Origin of the sequence: Roseateles asaccharophilus (assembly GCF_031458115.1) — a bacterium.
GTDB classification, from domain to species: Bacteria; Pseudomonadota; Gammaproteobacteria; order Burkholderiales; family Burkholderiaceae_C; genus Pelomonas; species Pelomonas asaccharophilus_A.
Genome location: NZ_JAVDXV010000002.1, coordinates 682,169 through 700,355 on the forward strand (window position 1 = coordinate 682,169; position 18,187 = coordinate 700,355).

Sequence of the window (18,187 nt, forward strand, 5' to 3'; positions counted from 1 at the left end):
ATCCGTGCCGCTCAGTCCGCCCACCGGGAGGCGATTTGTTGCATTTGTTCGACGCAGGCTTCCAGCGCCTCCACCACGCGCGGATCGAAGTGGCTGCCGCTGCCGTCGCGGATGTAGTCCAGCGCCTCGTCGTGCGTCATCGCCTGCTTGTAGGGCCGCGGGCTGATCAGCGCGTCGTAGACGTCGGCCACGGCCATCAGCCGCGCGGCCAGCGGGATGTCGGTGCCGGCCAGGCCGTCGGGGTAGCCGCTGCCGTCCCACTTTTCATGGTGGTGGCGGGCGATCTGCTTGCCGAAGCTCAGCATCAGGCCGGCGTCCTCGCCCAGCTTGTCGATGGCGCGCTGCAGCAGGTCGCCGCCTTGCTCGGCATGCGTCTTCATGATGCGCCATTCGTCCTCCGACAGCCGGCCCGGCTTCAGCAGGATGCCGTCGGGGATGGCGACCTTGCCGATGTCGTGCAGCGGCGCGGCCTTGGCCAGCTCGTCGATGGCGTCCAGGCTCAGGTCCACCGCACCGTCGGGCTGGGCGGCCAGCCAGCGCGCCAGCGCGCGCACGTACTCCTGCGTGCGCTGGATGTGGTTGCCGGTGTCGGCATCGCGGAACTCGGCCAGGCCCACCATGACGAACAGCGTCGTGTCGCGCAGCCGCTCCACCTCGCGGCGGCGCGCCTCCAGCTCGCCGCTGAGCTGCGCGTTGTGGTGCAGCAGCCGGTCCTCGGCCAGCTTGAGCTGCAGATGGGTGCGCACGCGGGCCAGCACCGTGACCGGGTTGAAAGGCTTGTGGATGAAGTCGGCGCCGCCGGCGGCAAAGCCGGCGTTCTCGTCCTCCACGTCCGTCAGCGCGGTCAGGAAGATGATGGGCACGCGCCGGGTGGCGGGGTCGGCCTTCAGCCGGCGGCAGACCTCGTAGCCGTCCAGCTCCGGCATCATGACGTCCAGGATGATGAGGTCGGGCGGCTGGCGCTGGCAGATCTCCAGCGCCTTCGCGCCGCTGACCGCCAGCTGCACGCGGTAGTCGGGCTTGAGCACCTGGGCCATCAGCGTCAGGTTGGCCGGCGTGTCGTCCACGACCAGCACGGTGGCCTGCGCGGCGGCGTGGGCCTCGGTGTGTTGGAGGCTGGCATTCATTTCTTTTCTCCCTTCTCTCCCCGCAGCGCGGCCTGCGCCTCGTCGAAGTCCACGCGCTGCATCGCGCCGGCCAGTGCCTTGGCCTGCGGGCCCGGCAGCAGGTCGATGAACGCGGAGCCGTGTTGTTCCCACAGCGTCAGCGCGTGGCTGTCGGCCTCGCCCAGCAGGCTGTCCAGCTCGCTGATCAGCGTGGCCGGATCGGTGCTGGGGCCATCGGCGGGCAGCGGCGCAGGCGATGCCTCCGGCAGCGGCTGCTGCAGGTCCAGCAGCCGGCGCAACGTGTGCGGCAGCAGTGGCTTGGCATGCAACGCATCGGCGCCCAGGCGCAGCGCGCGTTCGCGCAGCGCCGGCGTGTCGAAGGCGCTCAGCAGCACCGTGCGGCGCGGCCGCGCCAGGCCGGCCTGGGCGGCGCGCTCCAGCAGCGCGCAGCCGTCCATGTCGGGCAGCACCCAGTCCACCAGCAGCAGCTCGGGTGGGTGAGTGGCCAGCCGCTGCAGCGCCGCCGCTCCGTGCGGCAGCAGGTCCTGGCGGGCCTGAGGCGCCAGGTCGCGCAGCAGCCCCAGCATGGCCTCGTGGCCCGGGCTGTGCGGCGCCTGCACGAGCGCGATGCTGCGCGGCGGCGTGGCGGCGGGCCAGCCGGGCCACGGTGCGGGCGGCAGCGGCAGGCGCAGCTCGAACTCGCTGCCGCGGCCGGCCATGCTGCGCGCCGTCAGCGTGCCGCCCATGCGCTCGGCCAGCGCGCGGCAGATGGCCAGGCCCAGCCCGGTGCCGCCGAAGCGCCGCGTGGCGCCGGACTCGGCCTGCACGAAGGGCATGAACAATCGCGAAAGCTGATCGGTGGTCATGCCCACGCCGCTGTCGCGCACGCTGAAGCGCCAGCCGCCGTCGGCCTCCAGCTGCGCGCTCAACCGCACCTGGCCGGCCGGCGTGAACTTGACGGCGTTGACCAGCAGCTCGGTCAGCAGCTGCGTCAGCCGCGCCGCGTCGCCGCGCCGCGCGCCGCCGGCGCCCAGCAGTTCGGGGCTGACGATGTCGCACAGCAGCTCCAGCTGCTGGGCCTGGGCGGGCAGGCGCACCGCGTCGACCGCGCCGGCCAGCAGCTGTTCCAGGTGCAGCGGCTCGCTGGCCAGCTGCAGTCGGCCGGCGTCCAGGTCGGCGTAGTCCAGCAGGCCGTCGATGAGGCGCACCAGCGCCTCGCCGGCATGGGCCACGTCCTCCAGCTGACGGCGCTGCTCGGCGGTCAGCCGGCCGGCCAGCAACAGCCGTGTCTGGCCGAGCACCGTGCTCATGGGCGTGCGGATCTCGTGGCCGATGCTGGCCAGGAAGTCGGACTTGGCCCGCGAGGCCGCCTGCGCCGCGGCGCGCGAGCGTTCCAGTTCGGCCATTCGGGCGCGCACCAGGTCGCTGGCCGTGGCCAGGCCGTCGCCCTGCGGCGCGAGCTGCTGCAGCGGCGCGAGCTGGCGCGACAGGCCCCACAGCGCCAGGCAGAACATGGTCTGGCACAGCGCCAGGTTGGCGATCAGCGGCCAGGCGGTCAGCAGCCAGGCGGGGGACTGGCCCGAGAAGCGCAGCAGCGTGGGCGGCACCACCATCAGCGCCAGCAGCGCGAGCGAGATCTGCAGCGCCTGGCGGGCCTGCCAGGTCGTGAACAGCAGCAGCAGGCCACCCAGGCTCCAAGGCGCGATGCTGCCCAGCGTGTAAAGGCTGGGGCCGGGGTCGCCGCGCAGCGTGAAGGCCAGCAGGCTGACGCAGAAGTACAGCGCCAGCATCGTGACGCCGCAGCGCTGCCACAGGTGCAGGCGCTGCGGCTGGCGCCAGCTCAGCAGGCCCAGCACGGTGAAGGCGGCGCCGATGCAGGGGTAGGCCACGCGGTCGCTGGGCTCGATGACGCCCAGCAGTGTTTCGCTGCCCCAGGCGGCCAGCGCCGACACGACGATGAGGCCGAACAGCCAACGCGTGCCCACCGGCCCGAGCAGGACCAGCGTGGGAAGGCTCATCAGGCCGACTCCTTCAACGCATGGGCGGCGGCATCGAAGTCCAGCGCGTCCAGCGCCTGCTGCAGTCGCTGGCGCGTCTCGGCGTTCAGCCCGCTGTGGCGGCCGTGGGCCTGCCACCAGTCCAGAGCGCGGCTGTCGCTTTGGCTCAGCAGATGGCGCAGCTCGGCGAGGTCGCCGGCATCGCCCGCGGTGGGCGGCTGCGAATGCTCGGGCAGCGTGGCGCGGATCTCATCCAGCAGCCGCACCAGCACGGCTTCCACGCGCGCCAGCTGCTGTGCCGATCCCCGCGCGTCGGCCGCCGCGGCGCAGCGCTCCAGCCCCAGTGCCGCGCGGTGCAGCGACTGCGCGCCCAGCGTAGCGGCCAGCCCCTGCAGCGTGTGGGCGGCGCGGCGCAGCTCCACCCAGTCGGCGCCTTCCAGCCAGGCGGTCCAGGCCTGCAGGCCGGGGCCGTACTGGTCGGCAAAGCCGCGCAGCGTGCGCTGGTACAGCGCGGTCTGCCCGGCGAACTGGCGCAGGCCCGCATTCAGGTCCAGCGCCGGCGCCGAGCCCGCCACCGACGGTTGCCGGTACTGCTGCAGCTCGCGCACCAGCACGGCCAGGTCCAGCGGCTTGGCGATGTGGCCTTGCATGCCGGCCGCCGTGCACTGGGCGCGCTCCTCGGGCATCGTGTGGGCGGTCATCGCCAGCACAGGCAGGTCCGCGAAGCCGGGCAGGGCGCGCAGCCGCCGCGTTGCCTCCAGGCCATCCAGCACGGGCATCTGCAAGTCCATCAGCACCAGGTCGTAGGCGTCCGGGCCGCGTGCCTGCAGCTGCTCCAGGCCCAGCTGGCCGTTGGCGGCCACGTCGACGCTGGCGCCGCGGCTGTTCAGCAGGCGCAACGCGATCTCCTGGTTGATGGGGTGGTCCTCCACCAGCAGCACGCGCAGACCGGCCAGCGATTCGCCGTCGACGCCAGCCGGCGCAGCGGCAGGTGCCTCGGCCAGCAGCCGGCGCACGTCGCCCGGCAACAGAGGCTTGGCGCACAGCGCGCGGGCGCCGAACACGCGGGCCTGGGCCAGGTTGTCGTCCTGGCCGGCCTGCATCAGCACGGCCACGCGCAGCGCCGGGTGGTCGCGGCGCAGCCGGGCCAGCAGTTCGGCACCGGTGGGGCCGGGGCCCGGCAGCAGCCAATCCAGCAGCAGCCAATCGAACAGTTGTCCGGCCTGGCGGGCCGAGGCCAGCGCGGCCAGCAGCGCATCGGCGTTGGCGGCCGCCACCAGGCCGTCGCCCAGGCCCAGGTGGCGCAGCAGTGCCAGGCTGGCCTCGCAGCTGTCGGCGTCGGCTTCGGCCAGCAGCAGCCGGTGCGGGGCAGGCGCTGGCGGCGGCATGGCCGTGTGCAGCGGCAGCGTCATGCGGATCTCGAAGCGGCTGCCGCGCCCGGGCTGGCTCTGCACGTCCATGCGGCCGCCCATCAGCTGCACCAGGCTGCGCGCAATGCTCAGCCCCAGGCTGCTGCCGTCCGCGCGTGCCGCCATGCTGGCGTCGCCGGGGGACGCGTCGCGGTTCAGGCCGGCGAGCTGCGCGTCGCTCATGCCGATGCCGCTGTCGCGCACGGTGATGACCAGGGGCACGCCATCGTCGTCGGTGGCCTCGGCGGCCAGGCGCAGCAACACCTGGCCCGCGGGCGTGAACTTGACCGCATGCGTCAGCAGGTTCACCAGCACCTGCTGCAGCCGCGGTGCATCGCCGCGCAGCTGGCCGCGCGGGCCCAGCAGGCTCGCGTCGGCCCATTCGCAGACCCACTGGACCTCGGTGCGCGTGTGCAGCGGCCGCACCAGCGCTATGGCGTGCGCGACGACATCCTCCAGCCGCAGCGGCGCCGACTCCATCTGCATCTGGCCGGCCTCGATCTTGGAGATGTCCAGCACGTCGTTGATGAGCCGCATCAGCGAGCGCGAGGCCGCATCGGTCTTGCCGAGCAGCTCGCGCTGTTCGGCGCTCAGCGGGGTCTGCAGCGCCAGATGCGTCATGCCCATGATGGCGTTCATGGGCGTGCGGATCTCGTGGCTGACCTGCGCGAGCAGCCGCGTGCGCGACTCGGCGGCGGCTTGCGCGGCCTCGCTGTCCTGCTGGCGGCGGCACAGCAGGTGCATGCACCACGGCGGCAGCGGCAACAGCAGCACGTTCAGCAGCAGCGCGATGTCGGCCGGCCAGCCGGCGCTGCCCCGCAAATGCCACAGCAGGCCCAGCATCGCGAGCAGGGCGACCAGGGCGAGCCAGAGGAGGGCGAGCGTGAGCTGGCGCGGGGGCATGGGCAGGGGCTTTGTGCCGCTTGATTATGTGGGCCCACAAGGGCACCTATGGCGGGCCGCGTGCTGTAACCGCCCTGGGGAAAGCCCCCGCCCCGCTGCTGGCATGCCGCATGGTGCTGCGGTTATCCTGAAGCAGCCATGCCGCTCATCCTTGTCGTCGACGACCAACCGGCCAACATCCACGCGCTCTATCAGCTGCTCGCGGACGACTGCGAGGTGTCCATGGCCACCAGCGGCGCCGAGGCGCTGGCCTTCTGCGCACAGCAGCTGCCCGACCTCATCCTGCTCGACGTGTTGATGCCGGAGATGAGCGGCTACGAGGTCTGCGACCGGCTCAAGGCCGATCCGCGCACCCGGGGCGTGCCGGTCATCTTCGTGACCGTGCAGGGCAGCGCTGACGACGAGGCCGAGGGCTTTGCGCACGGCGCGGTGGACTACATCCCCAAGCCCTTCGTCGACGTGGTCGTGAAGGCGCGCGTACGCACGCAGCTGGCGCTGAAGCAGGCATCCGAGAGCTTCGCGCGCTCTCAGATCGAGCTGTTCCAGCGCGACAAGCTGGCCTCCGTGGGCCGCACCATCTCGGGCATCGCGCAGGAGCTGAGCTCGCCGCTGGGCAATGCGCTGATCTCGGCCTGCACGCTGCAGGATGACCTGGCCCACCTGAACACGCTGTCCCAGGCCGGCAACATCAAGCGCAGCGACCTCGACAAGCACCTGCGCGTCAGCGAGGAGAGCGTCAGCCTGGTGCTGTCCAACCTGCAGCGCACGCTGTCCATCGTCGACTCCTTCCTGCAGTCCACCGCCGACAACTTCGGCGACCAGCGCCGCAGCTTCTCGCTGCTGGAGCTGGTGCACGAGGTGGTGGCCAATCTGGCGGAGGCGCTGGAGTCGCACCAGGTGCGCTGCGAGCTGGACGCCGGCGACGACCTGCACCTGCTGAGCTTCCGCGGCGCGCTGGCCAAGGTGCTGGGCACGCTGGTGCAGAACGCGATGAAGCATGCCTACCGCGAGGCCGGCGGCGAGGTGCACATCCGCGTGCGGCCGGTGGGCACCGACCAGCTCAGCATCACTGTGCAGGACCACGGCGTAGGCATCCCGCCGGGCATGCTGGGCCGCGTGTTCGATCCCTTCTTCTCGACGCGCTTCGGCCCCAACCGCAGCGAGCCGGGGCTGTACATCGTGCGCAACCTCGTGACCTTCGCGCTGGGCGGGCAGATCCAGGTCGAATCCACGCCGGGCGTGGGCACCGCCGTGCGGCTGACGCTGCCGCTGATCTCACCCGAGGCGCGGCGCGCCAGCAGCTGAATCCATGCGCATCCGGCTCGCGTTGCTGGGGGGGCTGATCCTGCTGCTGGCGTTGGGTCTGGGGGGCTGGCTGTTGCGGCAGGCCCGCGCGCAGGCCAATGAGCCCATCGTCATCGGCCTGCTGCAGGCGCTGACCGGCCCCATGGCCACCAGCGAGGGTGCGCTGGTGGCGGCGGTCAAGATGGCCGTGGACGAGATCAACGAGAACGGCGGCCTGCTGGGCCGGCGCGTGGAGCTGCGCATCGAGGACACGCGCGCCGATCCGGCCACCGCCGCTCAGGCCGCCACGCGGTTGATCCGCGAGCACGGCGCGATGGCGCTGTTCGGCTGCTGGACCTCGACCTGCCGCCAGGCCGTCAGGCCGGTGGTCGAGGCGCAGCGGCATCTGCTGTTCTACCCGATGGCCTACGAGGGCATGGAGCGCTCGCCCCATATCGTCTACACCGGGCCCACGCCCAACCAGCAGGTGCTGCCCGCCACCGACTGGGCCATGAGCGGCTTCGGCCGGCGCGTCTACCTGGTGGGCTCGGACGGCCTGTTCCCGCGCCGCATCAACGCGATGCTGCGCGACTTCGTGCAGACGCGCGGCGGTCAGGTGCTGGGAGAGCGCTATGTGCGACTGGGCTCAGCGGACGTCGCTGCGGTCGTGCGCGACCTGGCCGAGCTGCAGCCCGACCTGGTGCTCAACACGCTCAGCGGCGACAGCAACGGCGCCTTCTTCGATGCGCTGGCCGGCGCCGCGCTGACCGACCTGCCGCTGCTGTCGTTCACGGCCGCCGAACCCGAGATGAAGGCCTACGGCGGCGGCCGGCTGGACCGGCACTTCACCGCCTGGGCCTATCTGCAGTCGCTGCCGGGGCCGGCCAACGAACGCTTCCTCGCGCGGCTGCGGCGCAGCCAGGGCGACAAGGCCCAGGCCAGCGACCCGGCCGTGTCGGCCTATGTCGCCGTGCGGCTGTGGGCCGCCGCGGTGACCGAGGTCAACAACGAGCAGACCGATGCCGTCAACGCCAACCTGATGCAGCAGGCGGTCGCCGCGCCGCACGGCTTCGCCGCCGTCGACCCGCAGACCCGCCACCTGTGGCGCCCGTTGCGCATCGCCCAGGTGCGGGCGGACGGCGCGCTGGCCGAGGTCTGGCAGCAGCCCCGCCACATCAAGCCGGCACCGTGGCCGGCGTTCCGCTCGACGGAGCACTGGGCCGAGATCGTTGCGCAGTCGGGGGGCAGGCCTTGATCGATGTGCCTGCCGCCGAGTCGACCCGCCCGGCGCTGCGCATCGGGCCCGCGCTGCTGCTGGGTCTGGTGCTGCTGTCCACGGTGCCGCTGGGCCTGATGGGCCTATGGCAGCTGGGGAGCTTCGAGCGCAGCCTGCGCGAGACGGTGACCGAAGGCCTGGTCGCGATCTCGCGCAAGAAGGTCGCCGAGATCGACGGCTTCCTCAACGAGGCGCAAGTCGACGGCGAGCTGGTCGCGCAGGCGGCCGACTCGCGCGATCTGCTGCGCCAGCAGCGCGATGCGGCGGACACGCGCGTGCCGCCGTCCAGCCGGGCCTTCTTCGCGCGGCTGTACGACACCGGCAAATACCTCAACCTGCTGCTGGTGCAGCCCGATGGGCGCGTCAGCTTTGCGCTGAAACCGCTGGCCGGCTCCAGCCCGGGGCTGGCGCGGCTGGACGGCATCTTCCAGGGCAGCGGCCTGCTGGACGCGCACCGCCAGGCGCTGGGCCGGCTGGACGCGCAGCTGACGCCGCTGCTGTTGCTGCCGGGCACCGACCGGCAGACCCTGTTCCTCGTGCAGGCCGTCGTGGACGACGACCGCGTGCTGGGCAGCATCGTGCTGCAGCTGGACCTGGACCGCCTGCTGGGCGTGGCCGACGACCGCGCCGGCCTGTCGCTGACCGGCGAGACCGTGCTGGTGCACCGGCGCGGCGACAAGGCGCACTTCGTCATGCAGTCGCGGGCGATGCCGGCCCACATCCTCGCGCGCACGCTGGACCCGACCGCGCCCGAGGTCATCCCGGCGCTGCGCGGGCTGCGCGGCGAGAGCGGCAGCGGCCTGGCGCGCAACTACGCGGACGTGGAGGTGGTGTCGTCGTGGCGGCCGCTGCCGGCGCTGGACTGGGGCATTGCCGTCAACATCGACGCGGCCGAGGCTTTCGCCCCGGCCGCCGCGCTGCGCAACCGGCTGCTGCTGGCGCTGGGTCTGGCGCTGCTGCTGGCGCTGGGCCTGGGCCTGCTGCTGGGGCGCCGGCTGGTGGAGCCTGTGCAGATGCTGAACAGCGCGGTCGCGCGCATCGCCGGCGGCGGGCTGGACGAGCGTGCGCCCATCTGCGGCTTTGCCGAGTTCCGCGAACTGGCGCGCAACTTCAACCACATGACCGAGCAACTGGTCGTCGAGAAGCAGTTGCTGGAGGCGCGCGTGGAGCAGCGCACGCGCGCGCTGAACGACAGCGAGCAGCGCTTCCGCGGCGTGTTCGAGCGCGCGCAGGTGGGCATCGCGCTGTGCGACGCGCACGGCCTCATCCTGGATGCCAACCAGGCGTTGACCGCCATGCTGTGCCGCACCGCCGAGGAGTTGCAGGGCGGCAAGCTGGCCGACCTGCCGGACTTCCGCAGCGGCCGGCTGCACGGCGGCGAGCTGACGCGCCTTGCCACGGGGCGGCTGGAGCATGTGCGCTTCGAGCGCGGGTTCGCGCTGCCGGGCGGCGGCGAGCTGTTCGTGGACGGCAGCGCCAGCGCCATCCGCGACCGGCGCGGCCGGCTCGTCAACGTCGTGCAGATGCTGGTGGACGTGACCGAGCGCCACCGCGCCGAGGTGGACCTGGTGCGCGCCCGCATGGCGGCCGAGGCGGCCAGCCAGGCCAAGAGCGACTTCCTGGCCAACATGAGCCACGAGATCCGCACGCCCATGAGCGGCGCCTTGGGCATGCTGAACCTGCTGCTGCGCACCGAGCTGAGCCCGCGCCAGCACGACTACGCCAGCAAGGCGCGCACGGCCGCGCAGGCGCTGCTGGCGGTCATCAACGACGTGCTGGACTTCTCCAAGGTCGAGGCCGGCAAGATGGAGCTGGACCTGCACCGCTTCGAGCTCAGCGAGTTCATGCGCGAGCTGGCCGTCATCCTGTCGGCGCACGTGGGCAACAAGGACATCGAGGTGCTGTTCAAGCTCGATCCCAAGCTGCCACCGGCGCTGGTGGGCGACACCACACGCCTGCGCCAGGTGCTGCTGAATCTGGCCGGCAACGCGCTGAAGTTCACCGAGCACGGCGAGGTGGTGCTGGGCCTGAAGCTGCTGGGCGAGGCCGGCGGCCAGGCGCGCATCCGTTTCGAGGTCAGCGACACCGGCATCGGCATCCCGCCCGACAAGCTGCAGCACATCTTCACCGGCTTCAGCCAGGCCGAGCAGTCCACGTCGCGGCGCTACGGTGGCACCGGCCTGGGCCTGGCCATCAGCCGGCGCCTGGTGGACCTGATGGGCGGCGAACTGCGCGTGGACAGCCAGGTGGGGCAGGGCAGCCGCTTCCACTTCGAGCTGCAGCTGCCCGAGGCGCCGGCAGAGCCGCATGACGCCGCGCCGTCGCGGCCCGGTCTCAAGGTGCTCATCGTCGACGACAACCCGATGGCGCGCGAGGTGCTGCAAGGCCTGGGCGAGAGCCTGGGATGGGACTGCGATCTGGCCGGCAGCGGCGAGCAGGCGCTGGACGTAGTTCACGAGGCGGCGCTGCGCGGCGAGCCGCACTATGAGCTGATCCTGATGGACTGGCGCATGCCGGGGCTGGACGGCTGGGAAACCTCGCGCCGCATCCGCGACAGCCACGAATCCGACGCGCCCGTCATCATCATGGTGACGGCCCACGGCCGTGAACTGCTGGCCGAGCGCAGCGAGCAGGAGATCCAGAGCCTGGGCGGCTACCTGGTCAAGCCGGTCACGGCGTCCATGCTGCAGGACGCGGTCGCCGAGGCCACGGCCGGCGCGCCACGCGGGCCGCGTGCCGAGGGCGGCGAGCAGCGGCTGGCCGGCATGCGGCTGCTGGTGGTGGAGGACAACGGCTTCAACCAGCAGGTCGCGCAGGAGCTGCTGGAGGACGAAGGCGCCATCGTCACGCTGGCCGGCGGCGGCGTGGAGGGGGCCCACCTGGCGCTGGTCACCGAGCCGCCGTTCGACGCCATCCTGATGGACCTGCAGATGCCCGACATCGACGGCTTCGAGGCCACGCAGCGCGTGCTGGAAAGGCGGCCGGACAGCCTGGTCATCGCGATGACGGCCAATGCGATGGAATCCGACCGCCAGGCCTGCCTGGCCGCCGGCATGCGCGACCACATCGCCAAGCCGGTGGAGCTGGAGCAACTGGTGAACTGCCTGCGCCGGCATGTGGGGCGCGTGGACGCGGCGGTGACGCCGGCTCCCGCCGTGCCGGCCGTCGCGGCCGCGCCGCTGCTGGACCGGCCCGCCGCGCTGCGGCGCCTGGGTGGGCGCGAGGCCTTGTACGGTCGGCTGGCGGTGTCATTCGGTCAGGACGCGCCGGTCGAGCTGGACGGTTTGCGCCAGGCGCTGGCCGATGGGCATGCCGACGATGCCGTGCGCGGTCTGCACACGATTCGCGGGCTGGCCGGCGCCGTGGGCGCGGAGCAACTGGCCCGCCTTTGCGGCGACCAGGAGCAGGCGCTGCGCCGCGGTGGGCCGCTCGCGGCCGTGGACCTGGACGCCGTACAGACCTTGCTGAACGACAGCCTGGCTGCGCTGCGCGAGCACCTGCCGGCCGAAGCCGCCCCTGCGGCCGCGGCACCCGGCAGCGGCGATCCGCTGGAGACGCTGAAGCAGCTGCGCCAGATGCTGGCCGATCGCAACATGCGCTCGCTGTCGCTGGCCGAGCAGTTGTCGGGCCACGCTCCCGCCCTGGGCGCCGACCATGCGGCGCTGACGGCGGCAATGGCCCGGCTGGACTTCGCCGCCGCGCTGGCGGCCTGCGACGCGCTGATCGCTTCCCTGACTTCCCGCTGAGGGCGGCGACGCCTGCTTACAATGAGAATTATTCTCATCAAAGCTTGTCGTCGAGCCACCGCACCATGTCCGAGCCGCTGCCCTCCAGCCTCGCCGCCGCCCCAGCCGGGATGGCGCTGACCGTCCAGCAGGTCAGTGCGCCGGCCTATGCCCCGGAGTGGGCGACCTGGCTGTCCGACCTGGGCTTTCTGCCAGGCGAGGCCGTGCGCGTGCTGCGCCGCGGCAGCCTGAGCGACGCCAATCTGGTGGTGCGGGTGGGGCAGTCGACGTTCGCGTTGCGCCATGCCGAGGCCGAATGCATTGCCGTGAAGCCCAGCAATGTCTAGGAGCTTGCTTGTGATGCCTTCACGGCACCCGCAAGGCAGCCGAGGCTGCCTTGCCCTCCGGGCTGTCCCGCCAAAGCAGCGTCTGCTGCGTTGCAAATCCTCGCCGGGTGCTTCACCCGGCTCCGGTTTGCGCCTTGCATCCACTACTTTCGCGGAACAACGGGCGTCATGAAGGCACCACAAACAAACTCCGCCGTCATCCATGTCCACAAGGGAGGCAAGCTGGTCGCGCTGGTCGGCAACCCCAACTGCGGCAAGACGGCGCTGTTCAACGGCCTAACCGGCAGCCATCAGAAGGTGGCCAACTACGCCGGCGTGACTGTCGAGCGCAAGGAAGGCCGCCTCATCTCCGCCGCCGGCAAGCCGCTGCGCCTGCTCGACCTGCCCGGCACCTACAGCCTGCATCCGCGCTCGCCGGACGAACGCGTCACCTGCGACGTGCTGGCCGGCCGGGCCAGGGGCGAGAAGCGCCCCGACCTGGTCGTCTGCGTGCTGGACGCGACCAATCTGCGCCGCAACCTGCGCCTGCTGCTGGCGGTGCGCCGCATGGGGCTGCCGGTCGTCGTCGCGCTGAACATGGCAGACCTGGCCGCCAAGCGCGGCATCCACGTCGACCCGGCGAAGCTGAGCGCGGCGCTGGGCGTGCCGGTGGTGCGCACCGTGGCCATCCACAAGGAAGGCCTGGACGACCTGCGCGCCGTGCTGGACCAGCCAGAGGTCTGGCAGGCAGCTCCCGCCGCTGCCGAGCCAGAGATCGATGACCAGAAGACCATCAACGCGCTGCTGGCCAACCTGGGCCTGAGCGCCGAACTGCCCGAACTGCCCAGCGACCGCGCCGACCGCGTGCTGCTGCACCCGGTGCTGGGCTCGATCATCCTGGCCGTGCTGCTGTTCTTCCTGTTCCAGGCGGTGTTCGCCTGGGCCGAGACGCCGATGGGGCTGATCGAGGCCGCGACGGCGTGGGTGGGCGAGCAGGTGGGCGGCTTGCTGCCCGAAGGCCTGCTGCGCAGCTTCCTGGTCGACGGCCTCGTCGCCGGCCTGGGCGGCGTGGTGGTGTTCCTGCCGCAGATCCTGATCCTGTTCTTTTTCATCCTCGTGCTGGAGGAGTCGGGCTATCTGCCGCGCGCGGCGCTGCTGCTGGACCGGCTGATGGGCAGCGTGGGCCTGTCGGGGCGCAGCTTCATCCCGCTGCTGTCCAGCTTCGCCTGCGCCATCCCCGGCATCATGGCCTCGCGCTCCATCGCGAATCCGCGCGACCGGCTGGTCACCATCATGATCGCGCCGCTGATGACCTGCTCGGCACGGCTGCCGGTCTATGCGCTGCTGATCGCGGCCTTCATCCCCAACCGCGAGGTCGGTGGCTTCGAGCTGCAGGGCCTGGTGCTGTTCGGCCTGTACTTCGCCGGCATCCTCGGCGCGCTGGCCGTGGCCTGGGTCATCAAGCGCCTGGGCAGCAGCGGCCGCGAGGTGCGCCCGCTGATGATGGAGCTGCCGGCCTACCACTGGCCGCAGCCGCGCAGCGTGGCCATCGGCCTGTGGCAGCGCGCCATGATCTTCCTGAAGCGCGTGGGCGGCATCATCCTGGTGATGACCGTCGCGCTGTGGGCTCTGTCCACCTTCCCGTCGCCGCCGGAAGGCGCGACCGGCGCGCCCATCGAGTACAGCATCGCCGGCTATCTGGGCCGCGGTCTGGCCACGATCTTCGAGCCCATCGGCTTCAACTGGCAGATCAGCCTGTCGCTGGTGCCGGGGCTGGCGGCCCGCGAGGTGATGGTCAGCGCGCTGGGCACGGTCTACGCGCTGTCGGCCACCGGTGACGACACGGCCGGCGCGCTGGCACCGCTGATCGCACAGACCTGGAGCTTCGCGACCGCGCTGTCGCTGCTGGCCTGGTTCGTGTTCGCGCCGCAATGCCTGGCCACGCTGGCCACCATCAAGCGCGAGACCAGCGTCAAGATGGCGCTGGCGGCTGCCGGCTATCTGTTCGCGCTGGCCTACCTCGCGTCGTTTCTCACCTACCGCGTGGCGCTTTACTTGGGGGCCTGAGGCGTGGGTCGCGTCGGCACCGACGCGCTGCACACGTCGATGTAGCCCGGGCTGTGGACGAACCAGCCGCCGCGATGGCGGCGCGCGTCCAGCAGCTGGGTCCATGTGCTGGACTCGGTCTTCAGCACCTGCAAGGCCGGCCGCTCCTCCAGCGGCAGCTGCGCGAGCAGGCGCACGCGCTGGATGCCGGTGCGCTGCTCGGGCTTGTCGTAGAAGCCCATCGCGGCCGTGCCGCGGGGCAGGGCGGCAAGGTGCTCCATGCCCTTCAGCACGCGGCCCACGACGGTGATGTTCAGGTCCAGCCCGCGCGGCGCCTGGCCGATGACGGCGTACAACTCGGTGCCGTTGCTGGAGTCCACCGCGTCGCTGCGGCCGGCGCCCACCATGCCGTAGCAATGCGCCAGCCAGGCCTTGCCGGTCTTGGGATCGGCGGCCACCGGAAAGCCTTCGGCGAAGCCGGTGCGCGGGGCCCAGCCTTCCTGGTCGGGCAGGCGCGCGAAGCCGGCCGACTTGCCGACGTGGTCCAGCGGCACGGAGAACTCGGCCGGCAGCTTGGGGCTGGCGCTGGCCGGCAACGGCCTGGCCTTGGCGGCGTCCTCGCCGTCGGGGTCGCCCCATTGGGTGACGAAGTTGTCCTGCACGCGCACGATCGCCAGGCCGTCCCAGTAGCCGCCGCGGGCCAGCGCGCGGATGTTGGCCGCATGCGCGGGCGCGAAGCGCGGGGCCAGCTCGATGAGCACCTGGCCCGAGGCGAGTTCCATCAGCAGCGTGTTCTCCGGGTCCAGCGCGCGCCAGTGGCTGGCGGGCGAGCCGGCCAGGATCTGCTGGGCGGTCTTCTTGGGGGCGGGCGCCTTCTTGGGGGCGGCGAAGGCGGGGGCCAGCAGGCCGGCCGTGGCCAGCGCGAGTGCGAGGTGTTTCATGGCCGCGCAGCTTAACGGGCCTCAAGACGGTGGCAGGAAGCGCTGCAACTCACGGCCGCGCAAGGCCGCGGCCAGCCGCTGCGCCAGCCCCAGCGCCGCCGCGGGTTCCTGCGCCGCGCGAGACGCAGCGCAGCCGTCGCCGCGCAGGCAGGCCAGCCAGACCTCGGGGTCGCGCTCGTCGCAGGTCAGGCCGAACTCGCAGGGCAGCAGCCGCAATGCGGATTGCGCCAGCGCGCGGTCGGCCTCGGTGTCGAAGCGCTGGCCGTCGAAGTACAGCACCGGCTCGCCGGCGATGCGGCGCAGCAGCAGGCGCTCGCCCAGTTCGTCCAGCAGCAGCGCATCGGGCCGCGCGAACACGGCCTGCAGCAGCGCGGCGTCGTCGAGATCGGACTGCTGCAGCGTCAGCAGCGGGTCGTCGCCTGCGGCCTCGTCGGCCGCGACATTGACGAAGCCCAGCCACTCGGCGTTGGGGAACTGCGCGCAGCCGGCCGACAGCGCCGCCTGGCGAGCGACGGCGCGCTGGTGCAGCGGGTGGTTGACGTCGGGGGCTTGCTCCGGTGGGGCCAGGCCCGCGACGGCCGCGCAGCGCCGCGCCAGTGCGCGGGCATAGAGCCGCCCGCCCTGGGCGCGCGCGGCCAATGCCGCATGCAGGCTGGCGCGCAGGTCTGCCTCGGGCGCGGCGAGCAGCGCGGTGAGGCCCGTTGTCGCCGGCAACGGCTGCATGGCGTTCGGCCGCGCGGCAGGCGCGGGAGCGTCCGGCGGAGCCGGCGCCGTTGCCCGGGCAAGCGTGGCGGCAGGCGCCGGCGCAGGCAGCGCCACCTCCATCGGCGCCTGCCCCCACCAGGCCCAGGCCACCAGCGCAACGCCCAGCAGCAGCGCCGCCGGCGGCAGCATCACCAGACGGCTTGCGGCCACCCGTCGGACCCCCAGGTCACGTTGCCCATGAACAGCACCGGCGCGCCGTTGTTCTGCGCGTCGTAGGCATGCCAGGCCATCACCGAACCATCGGCCAGCAGCGATTGCCCGCCCGGGCCCTTGAAGCGCGAGCCGCTGGACGCCAGCAGCGTGCCGCCGCCGGACATCATCGAGACGCCGGCCTTGTCGGCGTAGGGGCCGGTGATGGACGTGGAGCGGCCCACCGCGATGCGGTAGGTGCTGTTGGCGCCCTGGCAGCAGGCGCCCTTGGAGACGAACAGGTAGTAGTAGCTGCCCTTGCGGACGATGAAGCCGTTCTCGATGCCGTTGGCGGTGTCCTTGGCGATGTTGACGATGCCGCCGGTCGGCGGCTTCAGGTTCACCTTGCTGACGCGGGTGATGTGGATGCCGTTCCAGAACGAGCCGAAAACCATGTAGGGATCGCCGTTGGCCGCGACGACGAAGGCCGGATCGATCGCGTTGTAGCCGTCGCCGGACTTGGAGGTCAGGATGGCGCCCTGGTCCACCCACTGGCCCGATGCGATGCCGCCGGCCGAGGTGGCCAGGCCGATGGCGGATTTCTGTGAGCCGAAGCTGGAGATGGCGTAGTAGCAGTAGCCCAGTCCGTTGTATTCGCCGCAGCCGGGCGCCCAGACCATGGCGGTCTTGTTGGTGGGCAGGTAAGTCTTCCACCAGGCCAGTCCGCCAGGGAAGATGGGCAGGCCTTGTGTCCAGGCCGTGCCGTTGCTGGAGTACTTGACGCCGATGCCGCCGTTGTCGGTGGTCTCGAACAGCCACCAGGTGGAACTGGTCTTGTAGAGGTGCGGGTCGTGCGTGCCGATGGCGCCGGTCAGCGTCCAGGGCGCGGCTTGCGCCAGCGGGAGGGCGGCGGCGAGCGCGCAGCCTGCGGCCAAGCGCTGCAAGCGCTTCAGGGTCTGGAACATGTGGTTTGTCTCCGGGTTGCGGGCCGCCTCGTGCGGGCTGACCTCGTGCCGGGCAGAACGCCACCCGACCGGAAAATTAAACCTGACTATTTGTGCGCCGTAACCAAGAGGTAACGCCGATCCGCACTTTGGTATCGATGAAAAGTAATACTTATCAAAATCGATAGGTCGGTGGTTACGCTGAAATGAGCTCTGCGATGCGCTCGTCGGACAGTCGCATGGGCAGCGACTGCGGCGACAGCAGACCCACGACGGCCAGGCCGTCGCGCGAGGTGTCGCGGCGCAGCGGCGTCAGGCGCGGCTCGCCGCGGGTGTCGGTCAGCGTGGCCACCAGCGGGTGGTAGGCCTTCTCGCCGTTGCCCACGACCAGCCCCAGCTCGCCCGACGCCAGTCGCACCAGCGAACCGGGCGGGAATACGCCGAAGGCCTTAATCAGCGCCGCGGCCAGCGGGTTGGAGTCGGCCATCAGGTGCAGCTCGCGGCCGGCCTGCTGGGCCGACATGGCCGGACGGTTGGCGCGCGCGCTCAGGCGGGCGGTGTAGACGTCGGCGAAGCGCAGCAGCGTGGCGAGCTCGCCCACATCGGTCAGGCCGCCGGGGTAGCCGGTGCCGTCGGGTAGTTCGTGATGCTGGGCGACGGCTTCCAGCCAGAGGTGGTCGGTGACGCCGGCCTGCTCCAGCAGTTCGGCGCTCAGCGTGGGATGCTGGTGGATGGCCTCGCGCTGCAGCGTGGTGGGCGGCGACACCTGGCTGGCCAGCCGGGCCTGCAGGTCCACCATGGACAGGTTCATCGTCAGTGCGGCCTGGAAGGCGCGGCGTTGATCCTCAGCCGACCAGCCGAGGAAACGCGCCGCCGCATGGCAGGCCGTGGCGGCATGGATGGAATGGTTGACGCCGTAGTGGCCTTCACCCTGGCGCACGACCTGCGACAGCGCGACGCCGGGCGCGTGGGCAATCAGGCGCAGCAGCTCGTCGGTGGTGGTGGCGATGGCCGTGGCGAGCTGGTCGGCCGGGGCCGCCAGCGTGCGCCGCACGGCGTCGCCCAGCCGCTGCCATTCGCCGGGCAATTGGTCCGTGCTCAGCGACCGCGTGGCGGCGCGCCGCTGCGGCTGCACCGCGCTGGCAATCTCGCTGATCTCCACCAGCGCACCGCGCTGGAACAGTTCGTCCAGCTGGTCGAGGTCATGGATGATCTGGCCACGGGCCAGCAGCAACTGGTGCTGCGCGTCGCGCACGCTGAAGGCCAGTGGTTCGCCGAGGACGATATGGGTTCTGACGGACTGCAGTGAGCAAAGGCGCATGGACGGGGGCGTGCA

At 71.7% G+C, this 18,187-nt stretch carries 12 protein-coding genes; 5 read left to right on the plus strand and 7 right to left on the minus strand.

Going from position 1 to position 18,187, the window contains the following annotated elements:
• Positions 1-11: 11 nt before the first annotated feature.
• From J2X21_RS07700 to J2X21_RS07710, 3 genes are read right to left on the minus strand one after another with little or no spacing between them, the layout of a single operon-like run.
• Positions 12-1,127 (minus strand): HD-GYP domain-containing protein, encoded by a 1,116-nt coding sequence (locus J2X21_RS07700; protein ID WP_310326866.1) that lies wholly within the window; start codon positions 1,125-1,127, stop codon positions 12-14.
• Positions 1,124-3,124 carry a hybrid sensor histidine kinase/response regulator gene (locus tag J2X21_RS07705; RefSeq protein WP_310326868.1) on the minus strand — a complete coding sequence of 667 codons (2,001 nt, stop codon included), beginning with the start codon at positions 3,122-3,124 and terminating at the stop codon, positions 1,124-1,126. The genes J2X21_RS07700 and J2X21_RS07705 overlap by 4 nt, the downstream gene beginning before the upstream one ends.
• The gene (locus J2X21_RS07710) at positions 3,124-5,415 is read right to left on the minus strand and encodes a response regulator (protein WP_310326871.1); all 2,292 of its coding nucleotides are present in this window, start codon (positions 5,413-5,415) and stop codon (positions 3,124-3,126) included. Before J2X21_RS07710 ends, J2X21_RS07705 begins: the two co-directional genes overlap by 1 nt.
• Before the next feature lie 138 nt (positions 5,416-5,553).
• Between J2X21_RS07710 and J2X21_RS07715 the strand changes: the two genes are divergently transcribed.
• From J2X21_RS07715 to feoB, 5 genes are all read left to right on the plus strand, one after another.
• Complete coding sequence (locus J2X21_RS07715) at positions 5,554-6,720, plus strand: response regulator (RefSeq protein WP_310326874.1); 1,167 nt, start codon at positions 5,554-5,556, stop codon at positions 6,718-6,720.
• 4 nt (positions 6,721-6,724) lie between these two features.
• Complete coding sequence (locus tag J2X21_RS07720; RefSeq protein WP_310326876.1) at positions 6,725-7,954, plus strand: urea ABC transporter substrate-binding protein; 1,230 nt, start codon at positions 6,725-6,727, stop codon at positions 7,952-7,954.
• A 5-nt stretch (positions 7,955-7,959) separates the two neighbouring features.
• The gene (locus J2X21_RS07725; protein ID WP_310327239.1) at positions 7,960-11,721 is read left to right on the plus strand and encodes a response regulator; all 3,762 of its coding nucleotides are present in this window, start codon (positions 7,960-7,962) and stop codon (positions 11,719-11,721) included.
• Positions 11,722-11,786: 65 nt separating this feature from the next.
• The gene (locus J2X21_RS07730) at positions 11,787-12,047 is read left to right on the plus strand and encodes a FeoA family protein (RefSeq protein WP_310326879.1); all 261 of its coding nucleotides are present in this window, start codon (positions 11,787-11,789) and stop codon (positions 12,045-12,047) included.
• 168 nt (positions 12,048-12,215) lie between these two features.
• Positions 12,216-14,093, plus strand: coding sequence for a ferrous iron transporter B (feoB, locus tag J2X21_RS07735; protein WP_310326881.1), 1,878 nt, complete (start codon positions 12,216-12,218; stop codon positions 14,091-14,093).
• On the opposite strand, the gene J2X21_RS07740 is transcribed toward feoB, so the two are convergent.
• The 4 genes from J2X21_RS07740 to J2X21_RS07755 form a co-directional block, all read right to left on the minus strand.
• Positions 14,078-15,013: a peptidylprolyl isomerase gene (locus tag J2X21_RS07740; RefSeq protein WP_310326884.1), complete on the minus strand. Its 936-nt coding sequence runs from the start codon at positions 15,011-15,013 to the stop codon at positions 14,078-14,080. The two genes, feoB and J2X21_RS07740, sit on opposite strands and share 16 nt — an antisense overlap.
• 21 nt (positions 15,014-15,034) lie before the next feature.
• A complete protein-coding gene (locus tag J2X21_RS07745) occupies positions 15,035-15,928 on the minus strand; it encodes a hypothetical protein (RefSeq protein WP_310326886.1) in 894 nt (297 codons plus the stop codon).
• Complete coding sequence (locus J2X21_RS07750; RefSeq protein WP_310326888.1) at positions 15,907-16,872, minus strand: glycoside hydrolase family 43 protein; 966 nt, start codon at positions 16,870-16,872, stop codon at positions 15,907-15,909. The genes J2X21_RS07745 and J2X21_RS07750 overlap by 22 nt, the downstream gene beginning before the upstream one ends.
• Before the next feature lie 175 nt (positions 16,873-17,047).
• On the minus strand, positions 17,048-18,172 hold the full coding sequence (locus J2X21_RS07755) for an HD-GYP domain-containing protein (RefSeq protein ID WP_310326890.1): 1,125 nt from the start codon (positions 18,170-18,172) through the stop codon (positions 17,048-17,050).
• Positions 18,173-18,187 lie beyond the last annotated feature (15 nt).